At 62.4% G+C, this 18,349-nt stretch carries 17 protein-coding genes; 10 read left to right on the plus strand and 7 right to left on the minus strand.

Annotated features, from left to right (window positions below):
• Positions 1-99: 99 nt before the first annotated feature.
• The 5 genes from hscA to udk all read left to right on the plus strand — a co-directional run bounded on the left by hscA (position 100) and on the right by udk (position 4,160).
• Positions 100-1,962 (plus strand): Fe-S protein assembly chaperone HscA, encoded by a 1,863-nt coding sequence (gene hscA, locus ACUXV1_RS08565; protein ID WP_446015141.1) that lies wholly within the window; start codon positions 100-102, stop codon positions 1,960-1,962.
• 9 nt (positions 1,963-1,971) lie between these two features.
• Positions 1,972-2,313, plus strand: coding sequence for an ISC system 2Fe-2S type ferredoxin (gene fdx / locus ACUXV1_RS08570; protein WP_043590826.1), 342 nt, complete (start codon positions 1,972-1,974; stop codon positions 2,311-2,313).
• Between the two features lie 132 nt (positions 2,314-2,445).
• Positions 2,446-2,640 (plus strand): Fe-S cluster assembly protein IscX, encoded by a 195-nt coding sequence (gene iscX, locus ACUXV1_RS08575; protein ID WP_043641128.1) that lies wholly within the window; start codon positions 2,446-2,448, stop codon positions 2,638-2,640.
• 174 nt (positions 2,641-2,814) lie between these two features.
• The gene (locus tag ACUXV1_RS08580) at positions 2,815-3,450 is read left to right on the plus strand and encodes a glutathione S-transferase family protein (protein WP_019102789.1); all 636 of its coding nucleotides are present in this window, start codon (positions 2,815-2,817) and stop codon (positions 3,448-3,450) included.
• Between the two features lie 92 nt (positions 3,451-3,542).
• Positions 3,543-4,160 (plus strand): uridine kinase, encoded by a 618-nt coding sequence (gene udk, locus ACUXV1_RS08585; protein WP_043590824.1) that lies wholly within the window; start codon positions 3,543-3,545, stop codon positions 4,158-4,160.
• 458 nt (positions 4,161-4,618) lie between these two features.
• On the opposite strand, the gene ACUXV1_RS08590 is transcribed toward udk, so the two are convergent.
• Both ACUXV1_RS08590 and ACUXV1_RS08595 read right to left on the minus strand, forming a co-directional pair.
• On the minus strand, positions 4,619-5,017 hold the full coding sequence (locus ACUXV1_RS08590; protein WP_081574276.1) for a VOC family protein: 399 nt from the start codon (positions 5,015-5,017) through the stop codon (positions 4,619-4,621).
• Between the two features lie 85 nt (positions 5,018-5,102).
• Positions 5,103-5,894, minus strand: a complete 792-nt coding sequence (locus tag ACUXV1_RS08595) for an inositol monophosphatase family protein (RefSeq protein WP_019102792.1) — start codon at positions 5,892-5,894, stop codon at positions 5,103-5,105.
• Between the two features lie 203 nt (positions 5,895-6,097).
• Here ACUXV1_RS08595 and ACUXV1_RS08600 point away from each other — a divergent pair, with 203 nt between their 5' ends.
• Both ACUXV1_RS08600 and ACUXV1_RS08605 read left to right on the plus strand, forming a co-directional pair.
• Entirely contained in the window at positions 6,098-6,877 is a 780-nt protein-coding gene (locus tag ACUXV1_RS08600; protein WP_043641119.1) for an RNA methyltransferase, read from the plus strand.
• A complete protein-coding gene (locus tag ACUXV1_RS08605; protein ID WP_114153036.1) occupies positions 6,867-7,790 on the plus strand; it encodes a DUF1853 family protein in 924 nt (307 codons plus the stop codon). Before ACUXV1_RS08600 ends, ACUXV1_RS08605 begins: the two co-directional genes overlap by 11 nt.
• Before the next feature lie 281 nt (positions 7,791-8,071).
• Here ACUXV1_RS08605 and fnr read toward each other — a convergent pair whose 3' ends face one another.
• Positions 8,072-8,818 carry a fumarate/nitrate reduction transcriptional regulator Fnr gene (gene fnr, locus ACUXV1_RS08610; RefSeq protein ID WP_043590811.1) on the minus strand — a complete coding sequence of 249 codons (747 nt, stop codon included), beginning with the start codon at positions 8,816-8,818 and terminating at the stop codon, positions 8,072-8,074.
• A gap of 109 nt (positions 8,819-8,927) precedes the next feature.
• On the opposite strand from fnr, the gene hemN reads away from it, so the two are divergent.
• Entirely contained in the window at positions 8,928-10,334 is a 1,407-nt protein-coding gene (gene hemN / locus ACUXV1_RS08615) for an oxygen-independent coproporphyrinogen III oxidase (protein WP_043590809.1), read from the plus strand.
• Between the two features lie 67 nt (positions 10,335-10,401).
• Here hemN and ACUXV1_RS08620 read toward each other — a convergent pair whose 3' ends face one another.
• Complete coding sequence (locus ACUXV1_RS08620; protein WP_019101096.1) at positions 10,402-11,817, minus strand: alanine/glycine:cation symporter family protein; 1,416 nt, start codon at positions 11,815-11,817, stop codon at positions 10,402-10,404.
• Positions 11,818-12,381: 564 nt separating this feature from the next.
• Here ACUXV1_RS08620 and ACUXV1_RS08625 point away from each other — a divergent pair.
• Positions 12,382-14,400 (plus strand): methyl-accepting chemotaxis protein, encoded by a 2,019-nt coding sequence (locus tag ACUXV1_RS08625; RefSeq protein WP_446015144.1) that lies wholly within the window; start codon positions 12,382-12,384, stop codon positions 14,398-14,400.
• A 6-nt stretch (positions 14,401-14,406) separates the two neighbouring features.
• Positions 14,407-15,111, plus strand: coding sequence for a substrate-binding periplasmic protein (locus tag ACUXV1_RS08630; protein WP_446015145.1), 705 nt, complete (start codon positions 14,407-14,409; stop codon positions 15,109-15,111).
• Here the strand turns inward: ACUXV1_RS08630 and ugpQ are convergent.
• The 3 genes from ugpQ to ACUXV1_RS08645 all read right to left on the minus strand — a co-directional run bounded on the left by ugpQ (position 15,098) and on the right by ACUXV1_RS08645 (position 18,347).
• Positions 15,098-15,856: a glycerophosphodiester phosphodiesterase gene (ugpQ, locus tag ACUXV1_RS08635; RefSeq protein ID WP_446015146.1), complete on the minus strand. Its 759-nt coding sequence runs from the start codon at positions 15,854-15,856 to the stop codon at positions 15,098-15,100. The genes ACUXV1_RS08630 and ugpQ overlap by 14 nt on opposite strands.
• 140 nt (positions 15,857-15,996) lie before the next feature.
• Positions 15,997-17,010: a cytochrome d ubiquinol oxidase subunit II gene (locus ACUXV1_RS08640; RefSeq protein ID WP_081574271.1), complete on the minus strand. Its 1,014-nt coding sequence runs from the start codon at positions 17,008-17,010 to the stop codon at positions 15,997-15,999.
• Positions 17,007-18,347 (minus strand): cytochrome ubiquinol oxidase subunit I, encoded by a 1,341-nt coding sequence (locus ACUXV1_RS08645; RefSeq protein WP_107731545.1) that lies wholly within the window; start codon positions 18,345-18,347, stop codon positions 17,007-17,009. Before ACUXV1_RS08645 ends, ACUXV1_RS08640 begins: the two co-directional genes overlap by 4 nt.
• Positions 18,348-18,349: the final 2 nt, after the last annotated feature.

Consider the following 18,349-nt stretch of genomic DNA (forward strand, 5'->3'; position numbering starts at 1 on the left):
CGCCGGCCCTTCCCCGTCGTGGGGATCGCGCACCGGCCTGTCCTCCATATCCGCCTCCGCCGCAGCAGGCGGCTTACCTCGAACTGATTTGAACTGAATATGGCCTTACTGCAAATCGCCGAACCCGGCCTCTCCGCCGCCCCTCACCAACACCGATTGGCGATCGGCATCGATCTGGGCACCACCAACTCGCTGGTGGCCTCGGTGCGCAGCGGATCCGCCGCCGTACTCAAGGACGAGCACGGCCGCAGCCTGCTGCCCTCGGTGGTGCGCTACGCCGACGAAGGCGCCGTCAGCGTCGGCTACGAAGCCCAGAAAGAACAGAACAAGGATCCGCACAACACCATCGTCTCGGTGAAACGCTTCATGGGCCGCGGCCTGGCCGACCTGCCGGACGTCCGCAACCTGCCCTACCGCTTCGTCGACGCGCCCGGCATGCTGCAGCTGGTGACCCGCGGCGGCATCAAGAGTCCGGTTGAAATTTCCGCCGACATCCTGCGCACCCTGAAGCAACGGGCCGAAGCCAGCTTGGGCGGCGAACTCACCGGCGCGGTGATCACGGTGCCGGCCTATTTCGACGACGCCCAGCGCCAGGCCACCAAGGACGCCGCGCGCCTGGCCGGCTTGAACGTGCTGCGCCTGCTGAACGAACCCACCGCCGCCGCCATCGCCTACGGGCTGGACAACGGCAGCGAAGGCATATACATCGTATATGACCTAGGGGGAGGCACTTTCGATGTTTCCATCCTGAAACTGAGCCGCGGCGTGTTCGAAGTGCTGGCCACCAGCGGCGACTCCGCATTGGGCGGCGACGACTTCGACCACCGCGTCTACTGCTGGATGCTTGAGCAGGCCGGCCTGTCCGGGCTGGGCGCTCAGGACACCCGGCTGCTGTTGACCCGCGCCCGCGAAGCCAAGGAAGCGCTGACCGAGCACGCGGAGACCCAAATCACCGCTCTGCTGTCCGACGGACAGACCCTGAACCTGACCTTGGATCAGGACACCTTCCGCGGCATCACCAAGAACCTGGTGGACAAGACCCTGCTGCCGGTGCGCAAGGCGCTGCGCGACGCGGGCGTCGCGACGGACGAGGTCAAGGGTGTGGTGATGGTGGGCGGCGCCACCCGCATGCCGCAGGTGCAAAAAGCCGTTGGCGACTTCTTCCGCCAAGAACCGCTGACTAATCTGGACCCGGACAAGGTCGTCGCCTTGGGCGCGGCGATCCAGGCCAACGTGCTGGCCGGCAACAAGGGCGAGGACGAGTGGCTGCTGCTGGACGTGATCCCGCTGTCGCTGGGCATCGAAACCATGGGCGGCCTGACCGAGAAGATCATCCCGCGCAACAGCACTATCCCGGTGGCGCGCGCGCAGGACTTCACCACCTTCAAGGACGGCCAGACCGCAATGTCCATTCACGTGCTGCAGGGCGAGCGCGAACTGGTGGCCGATTGCCGCTCGCTGGCCAAGTTCACCTTGAGCGGCATCCCGCCGATGGTGGCCGGCGCGGCGCGCATCCGCATCACCTTTCAGGTGGACGCCGACGGCCTGCTGGAAGTATCCGCCCGCGAACAGACCAGCGGCGTGGAAGCCCGCATCGAGGTCAAGCCCTCCTACGGCCTCAGCGACGAGGAAATCAGCCGCATGCTGACCGAGTCCATGACCCATGTGCATGAAGACATCGAGGCGCGCAAGCTGCGCGAAGCCGTTGTCGACGCCACCAGCCTCAGCGAAGCCTGTCGCGTCGCGCTAGCCAGCGACGGCGACCTGCTGGACGCCGACGAGCGCAACGCGGTGGAACAGGCGCTGGCCGCCGTGGACGCGGCCATCGCCGCGGCACAGGCCGCCCGCGAGGTCAACGAGGCCTCCGGCCATCTCAACCGCGCTACCGAAGAATTCGCCTCGCGCCGCATGGACCGCAATATCCGGCGCGCGCTCAAAGGCCACAACATTTCCGATTTGTAAGGATCCGCCATGCCGCGAATCATCGTACTGCCCCACGCCGACCTCTGCCCGGAAGGCGTGGTCATCGACAACGCCGAACCCGGCCAGAACATCTGCCAGATATTGCTGGACCACGACATCGAGATCGAGCACGCCTGCGAGATGTCCTGTGCCTGCACAACCTGCCATTGCATCGTCCGCGAAGGCGGCGACTCCCTGAACGAAGCCGACGAGCTTGAAGAAGACCTGCTGGACAAGGCCTGGGGACTGGAAGCCCAGTCCCGCCTGTCCTGCCAGGCGATTGTCGCCGATGAGGACTTGGTGATAGACATCCCACGGTACACGATCAACCACGCCCGCGAACACCACTAGGAACACGCCCTAAAATCCCTGTAGCCGCGTTGCGCCGCCTTGCCGTACCTCATGTACTGTCTGCGGCGGCGCGCCTTGCTACAGCCGCTGCGCTGGATTTTATGAACGGTTCCCCGCTCTGGAGACAAGAAGATGAAATGGACCGACGTGCTGGACATCGCCATCGAACTGGCGGAAGCCCACCCGGAAATCGACCCCAAAACCGTGCGCTTCGTCGACTTGCACAACTGGGTCGTCGCGCTGCCGGATTTTGACGACGACCATAGCCGCGGCGGCGAACGCGTGCTGGAAGCGATTCAACAAGCTTGGATCGACGAGGTGGAATAAGCCTGCTCGCCCCCCTGTTTCGGCAAGGCCGCGTCTCCTGACGCGGCCTTTTTGCCGCCTAGCCTCAAAAAACTCGCAGCCGCCGCATAGGAAAAGCCGTGCCGATGGCGGTATCATCGGACAAAGGCTGCGACAGCCCGCCGGCAGCCTCCTCTTTCGAAACGGAGCTCCCTGATGTTTACCCTCATCATCGGCAATAAAAACTATTCCTCTTGGTCCCTGCGCCCCTGGCTGGTGCTGAAAATGCTGGACGAGCCGTTTGAAGAGCAGCAAATCGATCTTTACCTGTCCGACACCAAGGCCCGCATCCTCGCCGCCAACCCGGCCGGCAAAGTGCCGGTGCTGATAGATCGCAAGCTGCGGGTCTGGGATTCGCTGGCGATCTGCGAATACCTGGCCGAGTGCTTCCCCGCCGCCAAGCTGTGGCCGGACGACGCCGGACTGCGCGCGGTCGCCCGCTCCATCGTCGCCGAGATCCACTCCGGCTTCTCCGCCCTGCGCGAACACCTGGCGATGAATCTGACGCTGCGCCATATCAATTACCAAAGCACGCCGGCGGTGGAGTTCGATATCGCCCGCATCATCTCGCTATGGGAAGAGCATCTGCCGCGCCATCAGGCCAACGGCGAATTCATCTTCGGCGGCTTCAGCATCGCCGACGCCTTCTTCGCGCCGATCGCCACCCGCTTTCACACTTACAACGTCAAATTGCCTGAGCAGTCTCAGGCTTACGTCAACCGCCTGCTGGCTTTGCCGGCCATGCGGGAGTGGTATGATGCCGCCCAGGCGGAAGGTCAGCGCGGCCAATAGCGTCCGATGTAGCAATTAGAGTGGAAGGACGCGCCATAACTCATTAGAATGGCGCGTTTTTTTATCATTTTTACGCGTAGAAGGATAGTTTCATGACCACCCCGTTCATCATCGGCGTTGCAGGCGGCAGCGGCAGCGGTAAAACCACGGTGACCAATCAAGTGCTGGAAACCATTGGCTCCGAGATGGCGGCTGTGATCATTCAAGACTATTACTACCGCGATCAGAGCCATCTGACCTTCGAACAGCGGCTGGCCACCAACTACGACCACCCGCAAGCCTTCGATTGGCCGCTGCTGATCGAGCACATCGACGATCTACGCAATGGCCGCGCCATCGAAATGCCGGTCTACGACTTCGCCAACCACACCCGCGCCGAGGAAACCATTACCATCCAGCCGGCGCCGGTCATCGTCATCGAGGGCCTGTTCCCGCTGTACGACGCCGCGCTGCGCGACATGATGTCCTTGAAAATCTTCGTCGACACTGATTCCGACGTGCGCTTCATCCGCCGTCTCAAGCGCGACATCACCGAGCGCGGCCGCACCACCGATAGCGTAATCGAGCAATACCTGACCACGGTGCGTCCGATGCACAACCAGTTCATCGAACCGACCAAGCGCTTCGCCGACGTGATTCTGCCTCACGGCGCCAATGATCCGGCGGTGGATATTATCACCACCAAGGTGGCCAGCCTGATGGTACGCTAAGAGCGGGTAACAAAACCCCTGATGCTGCGTTGCGCCGACTTGTCGTACTCAAGTACTGCCTGCGTCGGCGCGCCTTGCCTCAGGTGCTCTACGAGCTTTTGCGAACCGCTCAGACTTAATGCGGCGGCGTCCGCGCCGCCGTCTTCCGCCCGCTCTTCCCAGCGGGGGCCAAGCACAGGAGTACTCCATGCACACAATCAAACCGCGCAATCCGCACGCTTGCGCGCCCATCATGAAAAAAGGCGGCGCCCACGGGCGGAGCCGCTCCGGACAGCGCCAGGCCGGACGCCAGGCCATATTGGCCGAACTGGATCTTGATCTGGACTGGAACGAAGCGGACGCCTACCCGCCGCAGGCGCAAGCCGCTGCCGACGATGAGCCGGCGGTTTTTGGCGACGTTAAAAACAAAGAGCCGCGCATTGCGCGGCTCTTTGTTTTTAACGGTGCCCTGCCAGCGGCTACGCCCCCGACTTCAACTGCAGCAAATCCCAGCGGTTGCCATACAAATCCTCGAACACCACCACGGTGCCGTATTCCTCCTCCCGCGGCTGCTCGCTGAAGCTCACCCCCGCCGCCGCCATGCGGCGGTAATCGCGCCAGAAGTCGTCGGTATGCAGGAAGAAACCGACGCGACCGCCGGTTTGCGCGCCCACGACGGCTTGCTGCCGCGCATTGCTCGCCTTGGCCAGCAACAGCGCACACTCGCTCGCCCCGGGCGGCGCCACGCGCACCCAGCGCTTGTCCTCGCCCTGACGCTCATCCTCCAGCAGCACAAAACCCAGCTTGTCCACATACCAGGCGATGGCCTCGTCGTAATCGGCCACCACCAAGGCGACCGAACCCAAAAACTGTTTCATCTCACGCTCCAAACAAAAACGGCGTCCCCAAGGACGCCGTGACGCGCTGAGCCCGCTCAAGCCCCAAGAGCCAAGCCGACAGCGCTTACTTGCCGATATGCGGCGCCAGCATGTGCAGCAGTTGCGCCAGCACTTTCGGATTGGCGGCGACGATATCGCCGGACTCCAGCCAGCCCTGCTCGCCGGACAAATCGGTAACGATGCCGCCCGCTTCCTGCACGATCAGGCTGCCCGCCGCGATGTCCCAGGGCTTGAGATTCAGCTCCCAGAAGCCTTCCACGCGGCCGCAGGCCACATTGCACAGGTCCAGCGAGGCCGCGCCTTCGCGACGCACGCCAGCGCTCTTGGCCAGCACGTCCTTGAGCATGCCCAGGTATTGGTCGATATAGCTTTGGTCGGACACCGGGAAGCCGGTGGCGATCACGCACTCATTCATCATGAAGCGCTTGGATACGCGGATGCGGCGATCATTGAGGAAGGCGCCGACCCCGCGCGAGGCGGTGAACAGATCGTTGCGGTTGGGGTCGAAGACCACGGCTTGCTGCACCTGGCCCTTGTGCGCCAGCGCGATGGAAATCGCGTACTGCGGGTGGCCATGCAGGAAGTTGGTAGTGCCGTCGATGGGATCGATGATCCACTCGTATTCCGACGAACCGATGCCTTTCGCGCCGGACTCTTCTGCTAGAATCGCGTGCTTGGGATAAGCTTCCAGAATGGAAGCGATGATGGACTCTTCCGCGGCGCGGTCCACTTCGGTCACGAAGTCATTGTGTTTCTTGCGCTCTACGCGCACCGCGTCGAGATTCAGCGACGCGCGCTGGATGACACTGCCGGCGCGGCGAGCGGCTTTCACCGCGACATTGAGCATCGGATGCATTGACGGCCTCTACACTTTCAACCATGACAAACGTCCGCCACATGACGCGACGTCTGCTAGTAACAATCTGGGTTAAGGAACAAGAAAAACCCGGCGCAATCGGGCAAGGCGGCATGCCTGCCCATCCGGCAAGCGCTGGCCTTGCGCGCAAAACGGCGCGCGGGCTTTTTCGATAAGCCGGCTATTTTAATGTGAAACTGCTGATGAATAAACCCCAAGTACCTGATTTTCTGAAAAACATTCGCGTGGTGTTGGCTCGCCCCAACCACCCCGGCAATATCGGCTCCGCCGCCCGGGCAATGAAGACCATGGGCCTGAGCCGGCTCTATCTGGTTGAACCCAAAGTGTTTCCCAGCGACGAAGCCAATACGCTGGCCTCCGGGGCGGTGGATCTTCTCGAACACGCCACCGTGGTGCCCAGCCTGGCCGAGGCGCTGCAAGACGTCACCATCGCCTGCGCGCTGACCAGCCGCCGCCGCGAGCTGACCACCCCGCTGTCCACCCCACGCCAAACCACGCCTGAACTAGTGGCCCGCGCCCGCGACGGCGAACAAGTGGCCCTGGTGTTCGGCAACGAAACCTTCGGCCTGTCGATCGAAGAAGTCGAGCAGTGCAACCGTCTGGTCACCATCCCCGGCAATCCGGACTACTTCTCGCTGAATCTGGCGATGGCGGTGCAGGTCATGACCTACGAGCTGTTCAGTCACACCGGCGTGGACGTCGATTATCTGCGCGCCGACAGCGACGCGGCGGCGCTGGGCGAGGTGGAGGGCTTCTGCGGCCATCTGGAACAGACCATGGACAAGATCGGCTACTTCCGCCGCCGCAACAGCGAGCGGATGATGCGCCGGATGCGCACCCTGTTCAACCGCGCCGGCATGCTGCGCGAGGAGATCGACATCCTGCGCGGCTTCCTCAAACAGGTGCAGCGCGCTGCCGACGGCGAAGTCCGTCGCGACGCGCCCGGACCGAATGGCGAATAGGCCGCCATTCACCCTGCCCTACGCGCATCCGGCGGTGCGCGATCTGGCTTTTCTTCTCACCGCGCCCTCCCCCTGGAAAAGCGGCGCGGACATTCCGCCGCACCGGCTGCTGGGCCCCGACGGCCCGGCGCTGCTGCAAGCGCTGGACGCTCATCCCGACGAGCTGCGGCACTGGCTGGCGCGCCAGCCCACCCGCCGCCTGGGTCATTACGCCGAGCGCTTGCTGTCGTTCTGGTTCCGCTTGGCGCCGCACATCGAACTAGTCGCCAGCAATCTGCCTGTGCGCGGTCCAGACGGCCGCACCGTCGGAGAATTCGACTTCCTTTTGCGCCTGGACGGCCAACCGCTGCATCTGGAAGCCGCCAGCAAGTTCTACCTGCAGCTGGGCCGCAGCGCCGATACGCTGACCGGTCCCAGCCTGCGCGACGCCTGGGCGCTGAAAGCCCATAAGCTGCAGACCCAACTGCGTCTATCCCGCCACCCCGCGGCGCAAGCGACGCTGCCGGAAGGCTTTGCCGGCTGCGCGGTCGGCGCCCGGCTCAGCGGCTGGCTGTTCCACGCTCAAGACACCTCGCCGGAACCGCCGCCCGGCGCCCTGCCGCTATACGGGCAATACTGGCCGCTGCGCGGCGACTGGCCTGCGTTGAACGCGGACTCCCGCTGGGCCTGGCTGCCCAGGCTCAGTTGGCTGGCGCCTGCGCGCCTCTCGCGGGAACACACCGCCGATGCGGCGGAACTGCGCGCGCGGCTGGAACAGGCAGAGGCACCGCAATTGCTTGCCGAACTGCAACCCGGCCCGGACGGCGACTGGCATGAAGTGGCGCGAGGCTTCGCCGTTCCGCCGGGATGGCCTCAAGAAGCGCCGTTGTCGCGCTTGTTGCGGCAAATCGCGGACTGCGCGCCGCCGCAATGAAAAAGGCAAGCCTCATGGCTTGCCTAAGAGGCTGTTCATAATCTGCTGCGCTTCGTGATACGCCCCACGGTGAGTACCGCTTCGAAATGCTCATGTACCACTTGACCATTCCGCTTTCTCAGCGGTTTTCGCCTTGTCTCGCTCTTGCTCGCTAGATTTTGAACTGGCTCTAAGAACCTGTTTACGATCCGCTTTCTCAGCCGTTTTCGCCTGACCTCCTCTTGTATCGCGAGATCATAAACACGCCTTGCGTCTTTCGAGGCTCCGCAGAAGCGGCGGGATCAATGACCGTTGGCGTGAGCGCAGCCGGAAATCAGCGCCTTCAACTCATCCACCATCACCAACTGGATGTGCTTGTGATCGACCGTGATCCAGCCTTGCTGCTGGAACTTGGACAACGTGCGGCTGACGGTTTCCAGTTTCAAACCCAGGAAGCTGCCGATTTCCTCGCGGCTCATGCGCAGGATGAAATCATTGGCGGCGAAGCCGCGAGTGGACAGACGCTGGGACAAATTGAGCAGGAAGGCGGCCAGGCGTTCTTCCGCCTTCATGTTGCCCAATAGCAACATTACATTTTGATCGCGAACGATCTCGCGGCTCATCAGTCGGTAGAAGTGGTGCTGCAAGGTGGGAATTTCGCGGCCCAGGCTCTCCATGCGGCTGAACGGCAACTCGCACACCTCGCTGTCCTCCAGCGCGATGGCGTCGCAACCGTGAACATTGGCGGAAATACCGTCCAAGCCCATTAGTTCGCCGGACATGTGAAAGCCGGTCACCTGCTCGCGGCCGTCCTGACTGGCCACGCTGGTCTTGAAGAAGCCGGTGCGCACCGCGAACAGCGAGCGGAAGCCCTCGCCGCTGCGGAACAGGTACTCGCCGCGCTTCAAACGGCGGCTTTGACGGATCACTGCGTCAAGCTGGGTCAGTTCCTCGCGGTTGAGCCCCACTGGCAGACAGAGTTCCTTCAGGCTGCAGTTGGAGCAGGAGACCTTCAGGTTATGCAAAGAGATATGGTTCTGATCGGACATGGCATGTTTAGTACAAGCTTGCGACGAAGCTTGACCCTTATCAAAGCGAAATTCGCAGGATTTCCGCAAATTTACCAGTCCACCAGAGGTTTTGCCATCCAAATACGACATGAAGACCACCCACCCATTTTCTCCTGCCCATTTTGAATTCGACCGCGCTCTGATTGAACGCCTCGACGGGACAGGTCCTAGATATACGTCATACCCGACAGCAGATCGCTTTACGCCGGGTTTTGCCGAAAGAGACTACATCCACTGGCTACGGCAGCGCAGCATCGGCGCCAACCGGAAACCTTTATCATTGTACGCTCATATACCTTTTTGCAACACTATCTGCTACTACTGCGGTTGCAACAAGATCATCACCAAGGATAGCGGCAAAGCCGACTTGTATCTGGACTACCTGGAAAAGGAAGTCCAGATGGTCGCCTCCTGTCTGGGGCGCCGAGAGCAGGTGATACAGCTGCATTTCGGCGGCGGCACCCCGACTTTCCTGTCCGACGCGCAACTGGAACGATTGATGACCTTGCTCAAGACTCATTTCGAGTTCTTGAAGGAGGGGGAGTATTCCATAGAAATAGACCCGCGCAAAGTCAGTGCGGCTACAATTTTCAAGCTGGCCGAATTAGGCTTCAACCGCATCAGCGTCGGCATTCAGGACTTCGAGCCCGCGGTGCAGCAGGCGGTGAACCGCGTGCAGTCCGAAGCGGAAACTCTAGAGGTGATCCAGGCGGCGCGCGACGCCGGCTTCAAATCCGTCAGCGTCGACCTGATCTACGGCCTGCCCTTGCAGACCCGTGAATCGGTGCGTCGCACGCTGGACAAAGTGATCGCCATAGGACCGGACCGGCTGGCGCTGTACAACTACGCCCATTTGCCCACCGTGTTCATGCCGCAACGCCGCATCAACGAGGCCGATCTGCCGTCGCCGGAAACCAAGCTGGACATCCTGCAGGACTCGGTGCAACGCCTGGCCGACGCCGGCTATGTGTTCATCGGCATGGATCACTTCGCCAAGCCGGACGACGAACTGGCCTCCGCCTTGCGCCAGGGCCGGCTGCAGCGCAATTTCCAGGGTTATTCCACGCATGCGGACTGCGACATGATTGGCCTTGGCGTGTCCTCCATCGGCAAGGTCGGCCCCTGCTACAGTCAGAGCGCCAAAGATCTGGACAGCTACTACGCGGCGCTGGACAGCGGCCATCTGCCGGTGCTGCGCGGGCTGACGCTGGACAATGACGACATCCTGCGCCGCAGCATCATCCAGGGTCTGATGTGCCGTTTCTCGCTGTCCGTGGAAGCGCTGGAGGAAATTCACGGCATCAACTTCGCCGAGTACTTTGCGGAAGAGTTGCCGCAGATCCGCGAATATCAGCAACTGGGGCTGCTGTCCTTCGACGGCGACTTCATCATGGTGGAACCCAAGGGCCGTCTCCTGATCCGCAATATCGCGATGATCTTCGATAAGCACCTGCGCGAGCGCCGCACCCAGGCTCGCTACTCCAAAACCATTTAAGCCAATCCCATGACAAAACAGCCCGCGTCTAAACGCGGGCTGTTTATCGTTGGAGCCTGGCAAAGGCTTACCAGATGTCTTTTTCCACCTTGGCCGCCAGTTCCGGGTAATCCGCCACCTTGAACACAGGGGTGGACTCGCCTTGCTTCAGCTGACGCTCATAGTCCTTCAACACGATGAAGAAGTAACGCGACAACAACACAATGGCCACCAGATTAATCAAGGCCATCAAGCCCATGGCGAAGTCGGCCATGTCCCATACCAGCGGCAAGCTGGCCACCGCGCCGAACATCACCATCGCCAGCACGATCAGTCGGAACACCAACAAGATCCACTTGTTGCTACGAATGAATTCGACATTGCCCTCGGCGTAAGCGTAATTGCCGATGATGGTGGAAAAGGCGAACAGGAACATCGCCACCGCCAAGAAGGACGCCCCGATCGGGCCGAACTGGGCCTCGATGGCCTTCTGCGTCAGCGCCACCCCGCTCAAACCCTGATCATGCACGCCGGACAACAGAATGATGGCCGCCGTGGCGGTACAGATCACCATGGTGTCGATGAAGACGCCGAACATCTGGATCGCGCCCTGGCTTGCCGGATGGCGCGAGGTCGCCGTCGCGGCGGCGTTGGGAGCGGAACCCATGCCCGCCTCATTGGAAAACAGACCGCGCTTGATACCCAGCATCATCGCCTGGCTCACGGCGTATCCGGCAAAACCGCCCGCGGCCTGCTCCAGACCAAAAGCGCTCTTGACGATCAACACAATCAGACCGGGCAACTCGGCGGCATGCACCGCCAACACATAGAAGGTCATCAGCAAATAGACGGCCGCCATCACCGGCACCAGCCATTCGGCCACCCGCGCCACCGAACGCACGCCGCCAAAGATGATGGGCGCGCTCATCACCACCAGGGCGATGCCCACCATATAGCGGTTCCAGCCCCAGGCGCCCTCGGTGGCCGCCACGATGGAGTTGGCCTGCACCGCGTTGAACACCAAGCCGAAAGCCAGAATCAGGCACAAGGCGAAGATCACGCCCAGCCAGCGTTGCCCCAGGCCTTTCTGGATGTAGTAGGCCGGACCGCCGCGGAAGGTGTCGTCATGGTGATTGGTCTTGAACAGCTGCGCCAAGGTCGATTCGGCGAAAGCGCTGGCCATGCCCAGCATGGCGGTCAGCCACATCCAGAACACCGCGCCGGGTCCGCCGGCGGCAATGGCGATGGCCACGCCGGCGATGTTGCCGGTGCCCACACGGCTGGCGAGGCCGGTGGCGAAGGCCTGAAACGGCGAGATGTCGTCCTTGCTGCGGTGGCCACCGCGGCCGCCCATCATCTCGCGCCAGCCGCGCGCAAAAAGCCGCAACTGCAACAGGCCGGAGCGCAGCGAGAAATACAAGCCGACGGCCAATAACAGGCCAATCAGCACTTTGCCCCAAATCACATCATTGGCGGCATTGATAAACGAATGAAGCAAGTCCATGGATCCTCTATAAAGCTCTGAGCGTGGCAATCTGGAAAATAGGCGACGCGCGCCGGAAGGATTGCAGACAGGAAGGTTGTCCTCGCCGCGGTCTTGGCGCCGGGCTTGAAAATTGCAGTCTTGACGAAACCGTTCCCCGCGACCGTCGGGTCGCCTGGTTCAGGACACTGCTTCGTCAGACTGTTCGATGCAAAACCCGGCGAATTTAGCAAAATAGAGTGATTGCTGGCAATGCCGGGCAATCTTGGCCAAAGCCTCACAAACGTCCATTCCCCCGTTTCAAAGCACGCCTTTGTCATTGAATCGTTCCGAATAGCCGGACGCTGACCCAATGCCAAAACAATCCAAAGTCATTTTCGATGCCCCAGGCATTATTGCCGGTTATTCGCCCTAGCCAGACAAACCAAAGCTCAGACCCCTTAGCTAAACGAACTGATAAGCGCCTCATCCGACAAGCCATCGCATTTCATGCGGCAATCGCAGCCCGTGAAAATTGCCTATTCCGGAACTGGCGAAGCAGACGTCCACATTGCGTGCGTCTCCGCCACAGTCAGGAGCGAAATCATGACAACACCCGTGGTAAGGCTGATGCAGCGCTTGAGCTACCCCAGCCGCTTTGCGCTGATCGGCACGGTCTTTGCCGTCGCCTTACTGTACATGGTGTACGGTCTGTATCGAACCAATCAGGACAATATCGACTTTTCGCAAAAAGAAAGAGTCGGGGTGTCCTATATTCAGCCGCTGCAGCATTTGCTGGGCGCGCTGGAGCAAGCTCAGGACTTGGCCGTGCGCGCGGCTCAGGGCGAAGCCGCCGCCAAGGCCGCGCTTCCCGCGGCGCAGGCGCAGCTGGAACAAGGCTGGAACCAACTGCAAAGCGCTCACGAACGGTACGGCGGCATCTTGCAAACCGACGAAGCCTGGAAAACCGCCAGCGCCGCGCGAGGCACGCTGTCGCGGATCGGAGGCGCCCCGCCGCCCCAAGTCATCACCAGCTTTGACAGCACGGCGGACAAACTCAACGCCTTGCTAGGCGCCGCCAGCGACAACTCCAATCTGACGCTGGACCCGGACATAGACAGTTACTACCTGATGGACGCCGCAACCACCAAACTGCCCGCGCTCAGCAACTACATCGGCGAAGCGCTGGCCTGGGCCGCCAAGTCGGAGGCCGGCCAAACGCTGACACCAGCCGAGCGCGACCGCTTGGTGGAGCTGCGCCCGCTGATCAATGGCACGCTGGACGGCTTGAACAGCGATCTGGCCAAGGCGCTGGCCTACAATCCGTCGCTGAAAAACGCGCTGAGCGCAGAATCTCAGGCGCTCGCCGCCTTCCACCAAGGCCAGGCCGCGGCCATAGACAAAGCCATCACCGGCCAGACCGGCGCAGCCTTGGCCCTGAGCGGGATGGCGGCGAAAAACGCGGAGATCGGCTCCCGCTTCAGCGATGTCACGCTGAAAAACCTGGAGGCGTTGCTGCAAGCCCGCATCGACCGCATGCAGGCTCAGCGCAATCTTTACATCGGCATCGGCCTGGCCGCGATGCTGCTGGCCAGCTTCCTGTTTCATCAGCTCTACCTGTCCATCACCTTGCAACTGGGCGGCGAGCCTTTCTACGTGCAAAGCGTGGTCGAACAATTAGCCGCAGGCCAGCTGGGCACCCGGATCCAACTGCGCGAGCAGGACAGCAATAGCTTGCTGGCCTCCATTGGCAAGATGCGCGACCAATTGCGCGACACCGTGACGCAGTTGCTGGACACCTCGCGCGAAGTCAACGCGGCTGCGGACCAGATGGCTCAAAGCGCCCAGAACGTCTCCCATAGCAGCACCCGGCAAACCCAGGCCGCGGCCAGCATGGCGGCGGCGATCGAGCAACTGAGCACCAGCCTGATGGTCAGCGCCGAGCAATCGGAGCAAGCCAATCAGCTCTCGCGCGCCGCGGTCAGCCAATCCAGCGAGGGCAACGCCATCATCCACAACGCCAGCGCCAGCGCCAGCATGGACAGCATCGTGCGCGACGTGTCTTCTGCCTCGGAAACCATAGGAGCGCTGGGCCAGCAATCGGAGTCCATCGCCAGCATCGTCGATGTGATCCGCGATGTCGCAGACCAAACCAATCTGCTGGCGCTTAACGCCGCCATCGAAGCCGCGCGCGCCGGCGAACAAGGCCGCGGCTTCGCCGTAGTGGCCGACGAGGTGCGCAAGCTGGCGGAACGCACCGCGCAATCCACCACCGAGATCAGCACCATCGTTTCCGACATTCAGCGCACCTCGCAGCAGGCCATCACCAATATGCAAACCGGCATGAGCGCTATCATGAAAGGCCAGGAGAACACCCGCAACGCCGGCGCCAGCATCGCCTCCATCCGCCAATGCGTGGATCAGGTGCTGGACAGCATCCATCAAATCACTCAAGGCCTGAAGGAACAGAGCAGCGCCAGCCAGTCGCTGGCGCAAAACGTGGAAAGCGTGGCGCGGATGTCGGAAACCAACGCCAGCGCCGTCGAAGCCAGCGCGCAGACCGCCGGCGAACTGCAATCGGTGTCGCAACGGCTGGGGCAGCTCGCCGGCCGTTTCAGTGTCTAGACTACAATGCCGCGCCCGCTGATAAAGCTGATCGCGGCGTTGGCTTCGGCGCCCGCCGCGGCGGCCGGGCTGACCATTCTGGTCAGCCCTCAGCCTCCCATCATCGAAGTCTCCGCCGATCAGCAACACGTCTCCGGCGCCGCCATCGACTTGATGCGCGCGCTGTCCCTGCGCGCCGGCCTGCCGTTCAAGTTTACGCCCTACCCCACCGCCCGCGCCGTGCTGCTGGTCCAGCAAACCCCGGACGCCTGCTTGACCGCCGCCCGCTTTCCGGAACGCGAAACACTGTTCCGCTGGAGCGAGCCTGTCATCCGCCTGCGGCTGGTGCTGCTGGCGCGCCATGACGAAACCCGCGACTTCGGCGGCGTGGCGCAGGCCAGGCAATTCCATATCGGCGCCGTACGCGGCACCGCCGTGGCCAGCCGGCTAAAACAGCAGGGCTGGACACTGGACGAGAGCGCCGACGCGGCAAGCAGCCTGCGCAAGCTACAATTGGGCCGCATCGACTTGCTGGCCACGCTGGACGTGGGCATACAGGGCCTGGCCGACAAAATGAAAATGGCGACGCCGCGCGTCGCCCTGGTGGTGAATGAAACGGATATCTATTTCGCCTGTCATCCGCAGCTGAGCGACGACGCCATGCAGCGGCTGAACCAAGCCATCCTGGCGATGAAGGCGGACGGCAGCATCAAGGCTTTCAACCTGAAATAGGCCGCAGCAAATCCAAACGGTCGGTGCAGACGCTATCCACGCCCCAGGCCAGCAAACGTTCGGCATCGGCCGGATGATTCACCGTGTAGCACAGCAATTGAAAGCCCGCTTGCTTGACGCTGGCCGCCAAGGCCGCGTCCAAGCTCTGATAGTCGCAATGCAAGGCCACGCAGTCCAGATCGCGCAAGCGCGACAGCCAGTCCGCCGGCACCCGCTCCACCAGCCAGGCGCGCGTCAGAGCCGGCGCGGCTTCCCGCGCCGCGCGCAACGCCTCGGCGGAAAAAGACGACAGCAAGGGCTGCAACGCGGCGCCGGCCCACAACCGGGCGGCTTCCGCCGCCACCGCAGCGCCGGTTTCCGCCTCCCGTCCCGGGCAGGGCTTGATCTCGATGTTCAAGGCAATGCCGTGCGCAAGGCAGCAGGCGGCGACCGTGTCCAGCGTCGGCATGGGCTCGCCGGCAAAAGCCGCGCCCTTCCAGCCGCCGGCGTCCAGCCGCGCCAATTGCGCCATGCTCAGCGCCGCCGCCGCGCCGCGGCCGTTGCTGGTGCGCTCCACCGTGTCGTCATGCAGCAGAAAACAGACATTGTCGGCCGACAGCTTCACATCGCATTCGGCGCCTCGGTAGCCATAGCGCAAGCCTTCGCGAAAACCGGCCAGAGTATTTTCCGGCGCCAGAACGCCGCCGCCGCGATGAGCGATGAAGCGGGGATAAGGCCATTGCCGGCCGGGCGTGGAGTAAGACATGGGCGCTTCCTTGCAGACCTCGAACAAAACGCATCATTATCGCCGGCGAGGATTGCAGACGGATGACGCGCTCCCAGTATGGCAAAAGCCGCCTTCGCAGAGCAAAGACGGCTTGGTCAAACGCGGTGCCAGATACCGGCTTATTGGTAAGTCAGCGCATTGGCCTTGCCGTGGAACACCCGGTAGACAAAGGCGGTGTACAGCAGAATCACCGGCAGCACCACCGCCGCGCCCCAGAAGATCACCCACAAGGCCGCGGTGTCGCTGGCCGCCTGCCAGATATTCAGCCGGCCAATCACCACCTCGGGGAACACGCTATAAGTCAGGCCCCAGAACGACAGCAGCACGATGCCGACGGTGCAGGCGAACGGCGCCCAGCACCAATTATCATTGCCGGCGGCCTGACGCGCCGCCAAGCGCGGCAGGATCACCCACAGAGTGGTGAACAACACAATGCAGCCCAAGGGCAAGGGCAGCAGCAGCAAGAACTCCGGCAGGGCGAACCACTTTGCGGCGATATGGCTGCTGGCCAGCGGCGTGGCCGCCGACACCAGCAACACAGACAGACCGGCGCCGGCCAGGCTGCGCCGCGCCCAAGCCACCGCCTTGGCTTGCAAAGCGCCGCTGGTCTTCATGATCAGCCAACCGGCGCCCAGCAAAGTGTAAGCCGCCGCCAAGCCGATGCCGGCCAACAAGGCAAAGCCCCAGGCCAGCCAACCCTCGGCGAAGCCGGTCAGATAGCGTCCCAGCATCACACCCTGAGTCAGCGCCGCCAACAGCGAGCCACAGGCGAAAGCGACATTCCACCACGGCTTATGCGGCTCGCGCGCCTTGACGCGGAAGTCGAAGGCCACGCCGCGCACGATCAAGCCAGCCAGCATCAGTGCCACCGGCAGATAGAGCTCGCCCAGAATGATGCCGTGCGCCAGCGGAAAGCCCACTAGCAACAGGCCCACGCCCAGCACCAGCCAGGTTTCGTTGGCGTCCCAGAACGGGCCGATCGACGCGATCATCATGTCCTTCTCGTCGTCCTCGGCGAAGGGCAACAACAAGCCCACGCCCAGATCATAGCCATCCAGCACCACGTAAATCAGCATGGCCAGGGCCATCAGGCCGGCGAACACCACCGGCAACCAATACACAGCGCCACTCATGCCAGTTTCTCCTCAAGATGCGCGGCCTCGCCGCCGGACTGGCCGGCCGCCTTGCCCGCCATGTAGAACAAGACCGACACATAGGCGGTCAGCAACACCAAGTACAGGCCCAGATACATCGCCAGCGTAGACGCCACCATACCGCCGGTCGCCGGACCCGCCGCCTGCGCGGTGGTCAGCACGCCCTCCACCAGCCACGGCTGACGGCCGATCTCGGTCACGTACCAGCCTGCCAGGGTCGCGACCCAACCGGCGAAGGTCATGCCCACCAGCGCCCGCAGCATCAGCGGCGCCAACTGGCCGCGGCGACGCAGTTGCCAACAGGCCAGCCAAGACACCAGCAACATCAGCGCGCCCACGCCGGCCATCACGCGGAAGCTCCAGAACACCTTGCCCACAGGCGGATGCTGAGCGAACTCATTAAGACCGCGGATCTCGCCGTTGGGATCATGAGTGATGATCAGGCTGGCCAGCTTGGGAATGCCCACCGCCATATCGTTCTGACGGGTTTCCGCATTGGGTAGAGCGAACAGCAACAGCGGCGCGCCCTTCTCGGTATGCCAGATACCTTCAATCGCCGCCAGCTTGGCGGGTTGATGCTTGAAGGTGTTGAGGCCGTGCATGTCGCCCACGAAAATCTGCAGCGGAATCAGCAAGGCCGCGGTCACCACGCCGGTTTTCAGCGCCATCTTCGCGCCGTCACTGCGGTCGCCCTTCAGCCGGCGATAAGCGGACAGACCCGCCACCAGAAAGGCTGTGGTCAAGCCGGAGGCGATCAGCATATGGGTCAGCCGGTAGGGCAAAGAGGGATTAAAAATCACCTCCAGCCAACTGGTCACCACCGCCTTGCCGTCCACCATTTTGAAGCCGGTCGGGGTCTGCATCCAGGAATTCAAGGCCAGAATCCAGAACGCCGACACCGTATTGCCGAAGGCGACCAGGAAGGTGGCCCAGGTATGCACTCGCTCGGACACCCGCGAACGGCCGAACAGCATCACGCCCAGGAAGGTGGCCTCCAGGAAGAAAGCGGTCAGGATTTCATACGCCAGCAGCGGGCCGGCGATATTGCCCACCGTCTGCATATAGCCAGGCCAGTTGGTGCCGAACTGGAAGCTCATGGTCACGCCGCTGACCACGCCCAGGGCGAAGGACAAGGCGAAGATCTTCACCCAAAAGCCATAGGCGTCCATCCAGCCTTGCTGACCGGTTTTCAGGTAACGCAGCTTGAAGAACAGCAGCACCCAGCCCATCGCGATATTGATGGTGGGAAACAAGATGTGAAAGGAAATATTGGCGCCGAACTGAATGCGCGCCAATACCAGCGGGTCAAAGTCCATAG

It is taken from the genome of Chromobacterium sp. W521 (assembly GCF_052805975.1).

Bases quoted from the DNA above. Each gene is read 5' to 3' on its own strand.
- hscA (WP_446015141.1), top strand. From the start codon at position 100: ATGGCCTTACTGCAAATCGCCGAACCCGGCCTCTCCGCCGCCCCTCAC.
- fdx (WP_043590826.1), top strand. From the start codon at position 1,972: ATGCCGCGAATCATCGTACTGCCCCACGCCGACCTCTGCCCGGAAGGC.
- iscX (WP_043641128.1), top strand. From the start codon at position 2,446: ATGAAATGGACCGACGTGCTGGACATCGCCATCGAACTGGCGGAAGCC.
- ACUXV1_RS08580 (WP_019102789.1), top strand. From the start codon at position 2,815: ATGTTTACCCTCATCATCGGCAATAAAAACTATTCCTCTTGGTCCCTG.
- udk (WP_043590824.1), top strand. From the start codon at position 3,543: ATGACCACCCCGTTCATCATCGGCGTTGCAGGCGGCAGCGGCAGCGGT.
- ACUXV1_RS08590 (WP_081574276.1), bottom strand. From the start codon at position 5,017: ATGAAACAGTTTTTGGGTTCGGTCGCCTTGGTGGTGGCCGATTACGAC.
- ACUXV1_RS08595 (WP_019102792.1), bottom strand. From the start codon at position 5,894: ATGCATCCGATGCTCAATGTCGCGGTGAAAGCCGCTCGCCGCGCCGGC.
- ACUXV1_RS08600 (WP_043641119.1), top strand. From the start codon at position 6,098: ATGAATAAACCCCAAGTACCTGATTTTCTGAAAAACATTCGCGTGGTG.
- ACUXV1_RS08605 (WP_114153036.1), top strand. From the start codon at position 6,867: ATGGCGAATAGGCCGCCATTCACCCTGCCCTACGCGCATCCGGCGGTG.
- fnr (WP_043590811.1), bottom strand. From the start codon at position 8,818: ATGTCCGATCAGAACCATATCTCTTTGCATAACCTGAAGGTCTCCTGC.
- hemN (WP_043590809.1), top strand. From the start codon at position 8,928: ATGAAGACCACCCACCCATTTTCTCCTGCCCATTTTGAATTCGACCGC.
- ACUXV1_RS08620 (WP_019101096.1), bottom strand. From the start codon at position 11,817: ATGGACTTGCTTCATTCGTTTATCAATGCCGCCAATGATGTGATTTGG.
- ACUXV1_RS08625 (WP_446015144.1), top strand. From the start codon at position 12,382: ATGACAACACCCGTGGTAAGGCTGATGCAGCGCTTGAGCTACCCCAGC.
- ACUXV1_RS08630 (WP_446015145.1), top strand. From the start codon at position 14,407: ATGCCGCGCCCGCTGATAAAGCTGATCGCGGCGTTGGCTTCGGCGCCC.
- ugpQ (WP_446015146.1), bottom strand. From the start codon at position 15,856: ATGTCTTACTCCACGCCCGGCCGGCAATGGCCTTATCCCCGCTTCATC.
- ACUXV1_RS08640 (WP_081574271.1), bottom strand. From the start codon at position 17,010: ATGAGTGGCGCTGTGTATTGGTTGCCGGTGGTGTTCGCCGGCCTGATG.
- ACUXV1_RS08645 (WP_107731545.1), bottom strand. From the start codon at position 18,347: ATGGACTTTGACCCGCTGGTATTGGCGCGCATTCAGTTCGGCGCCAAT.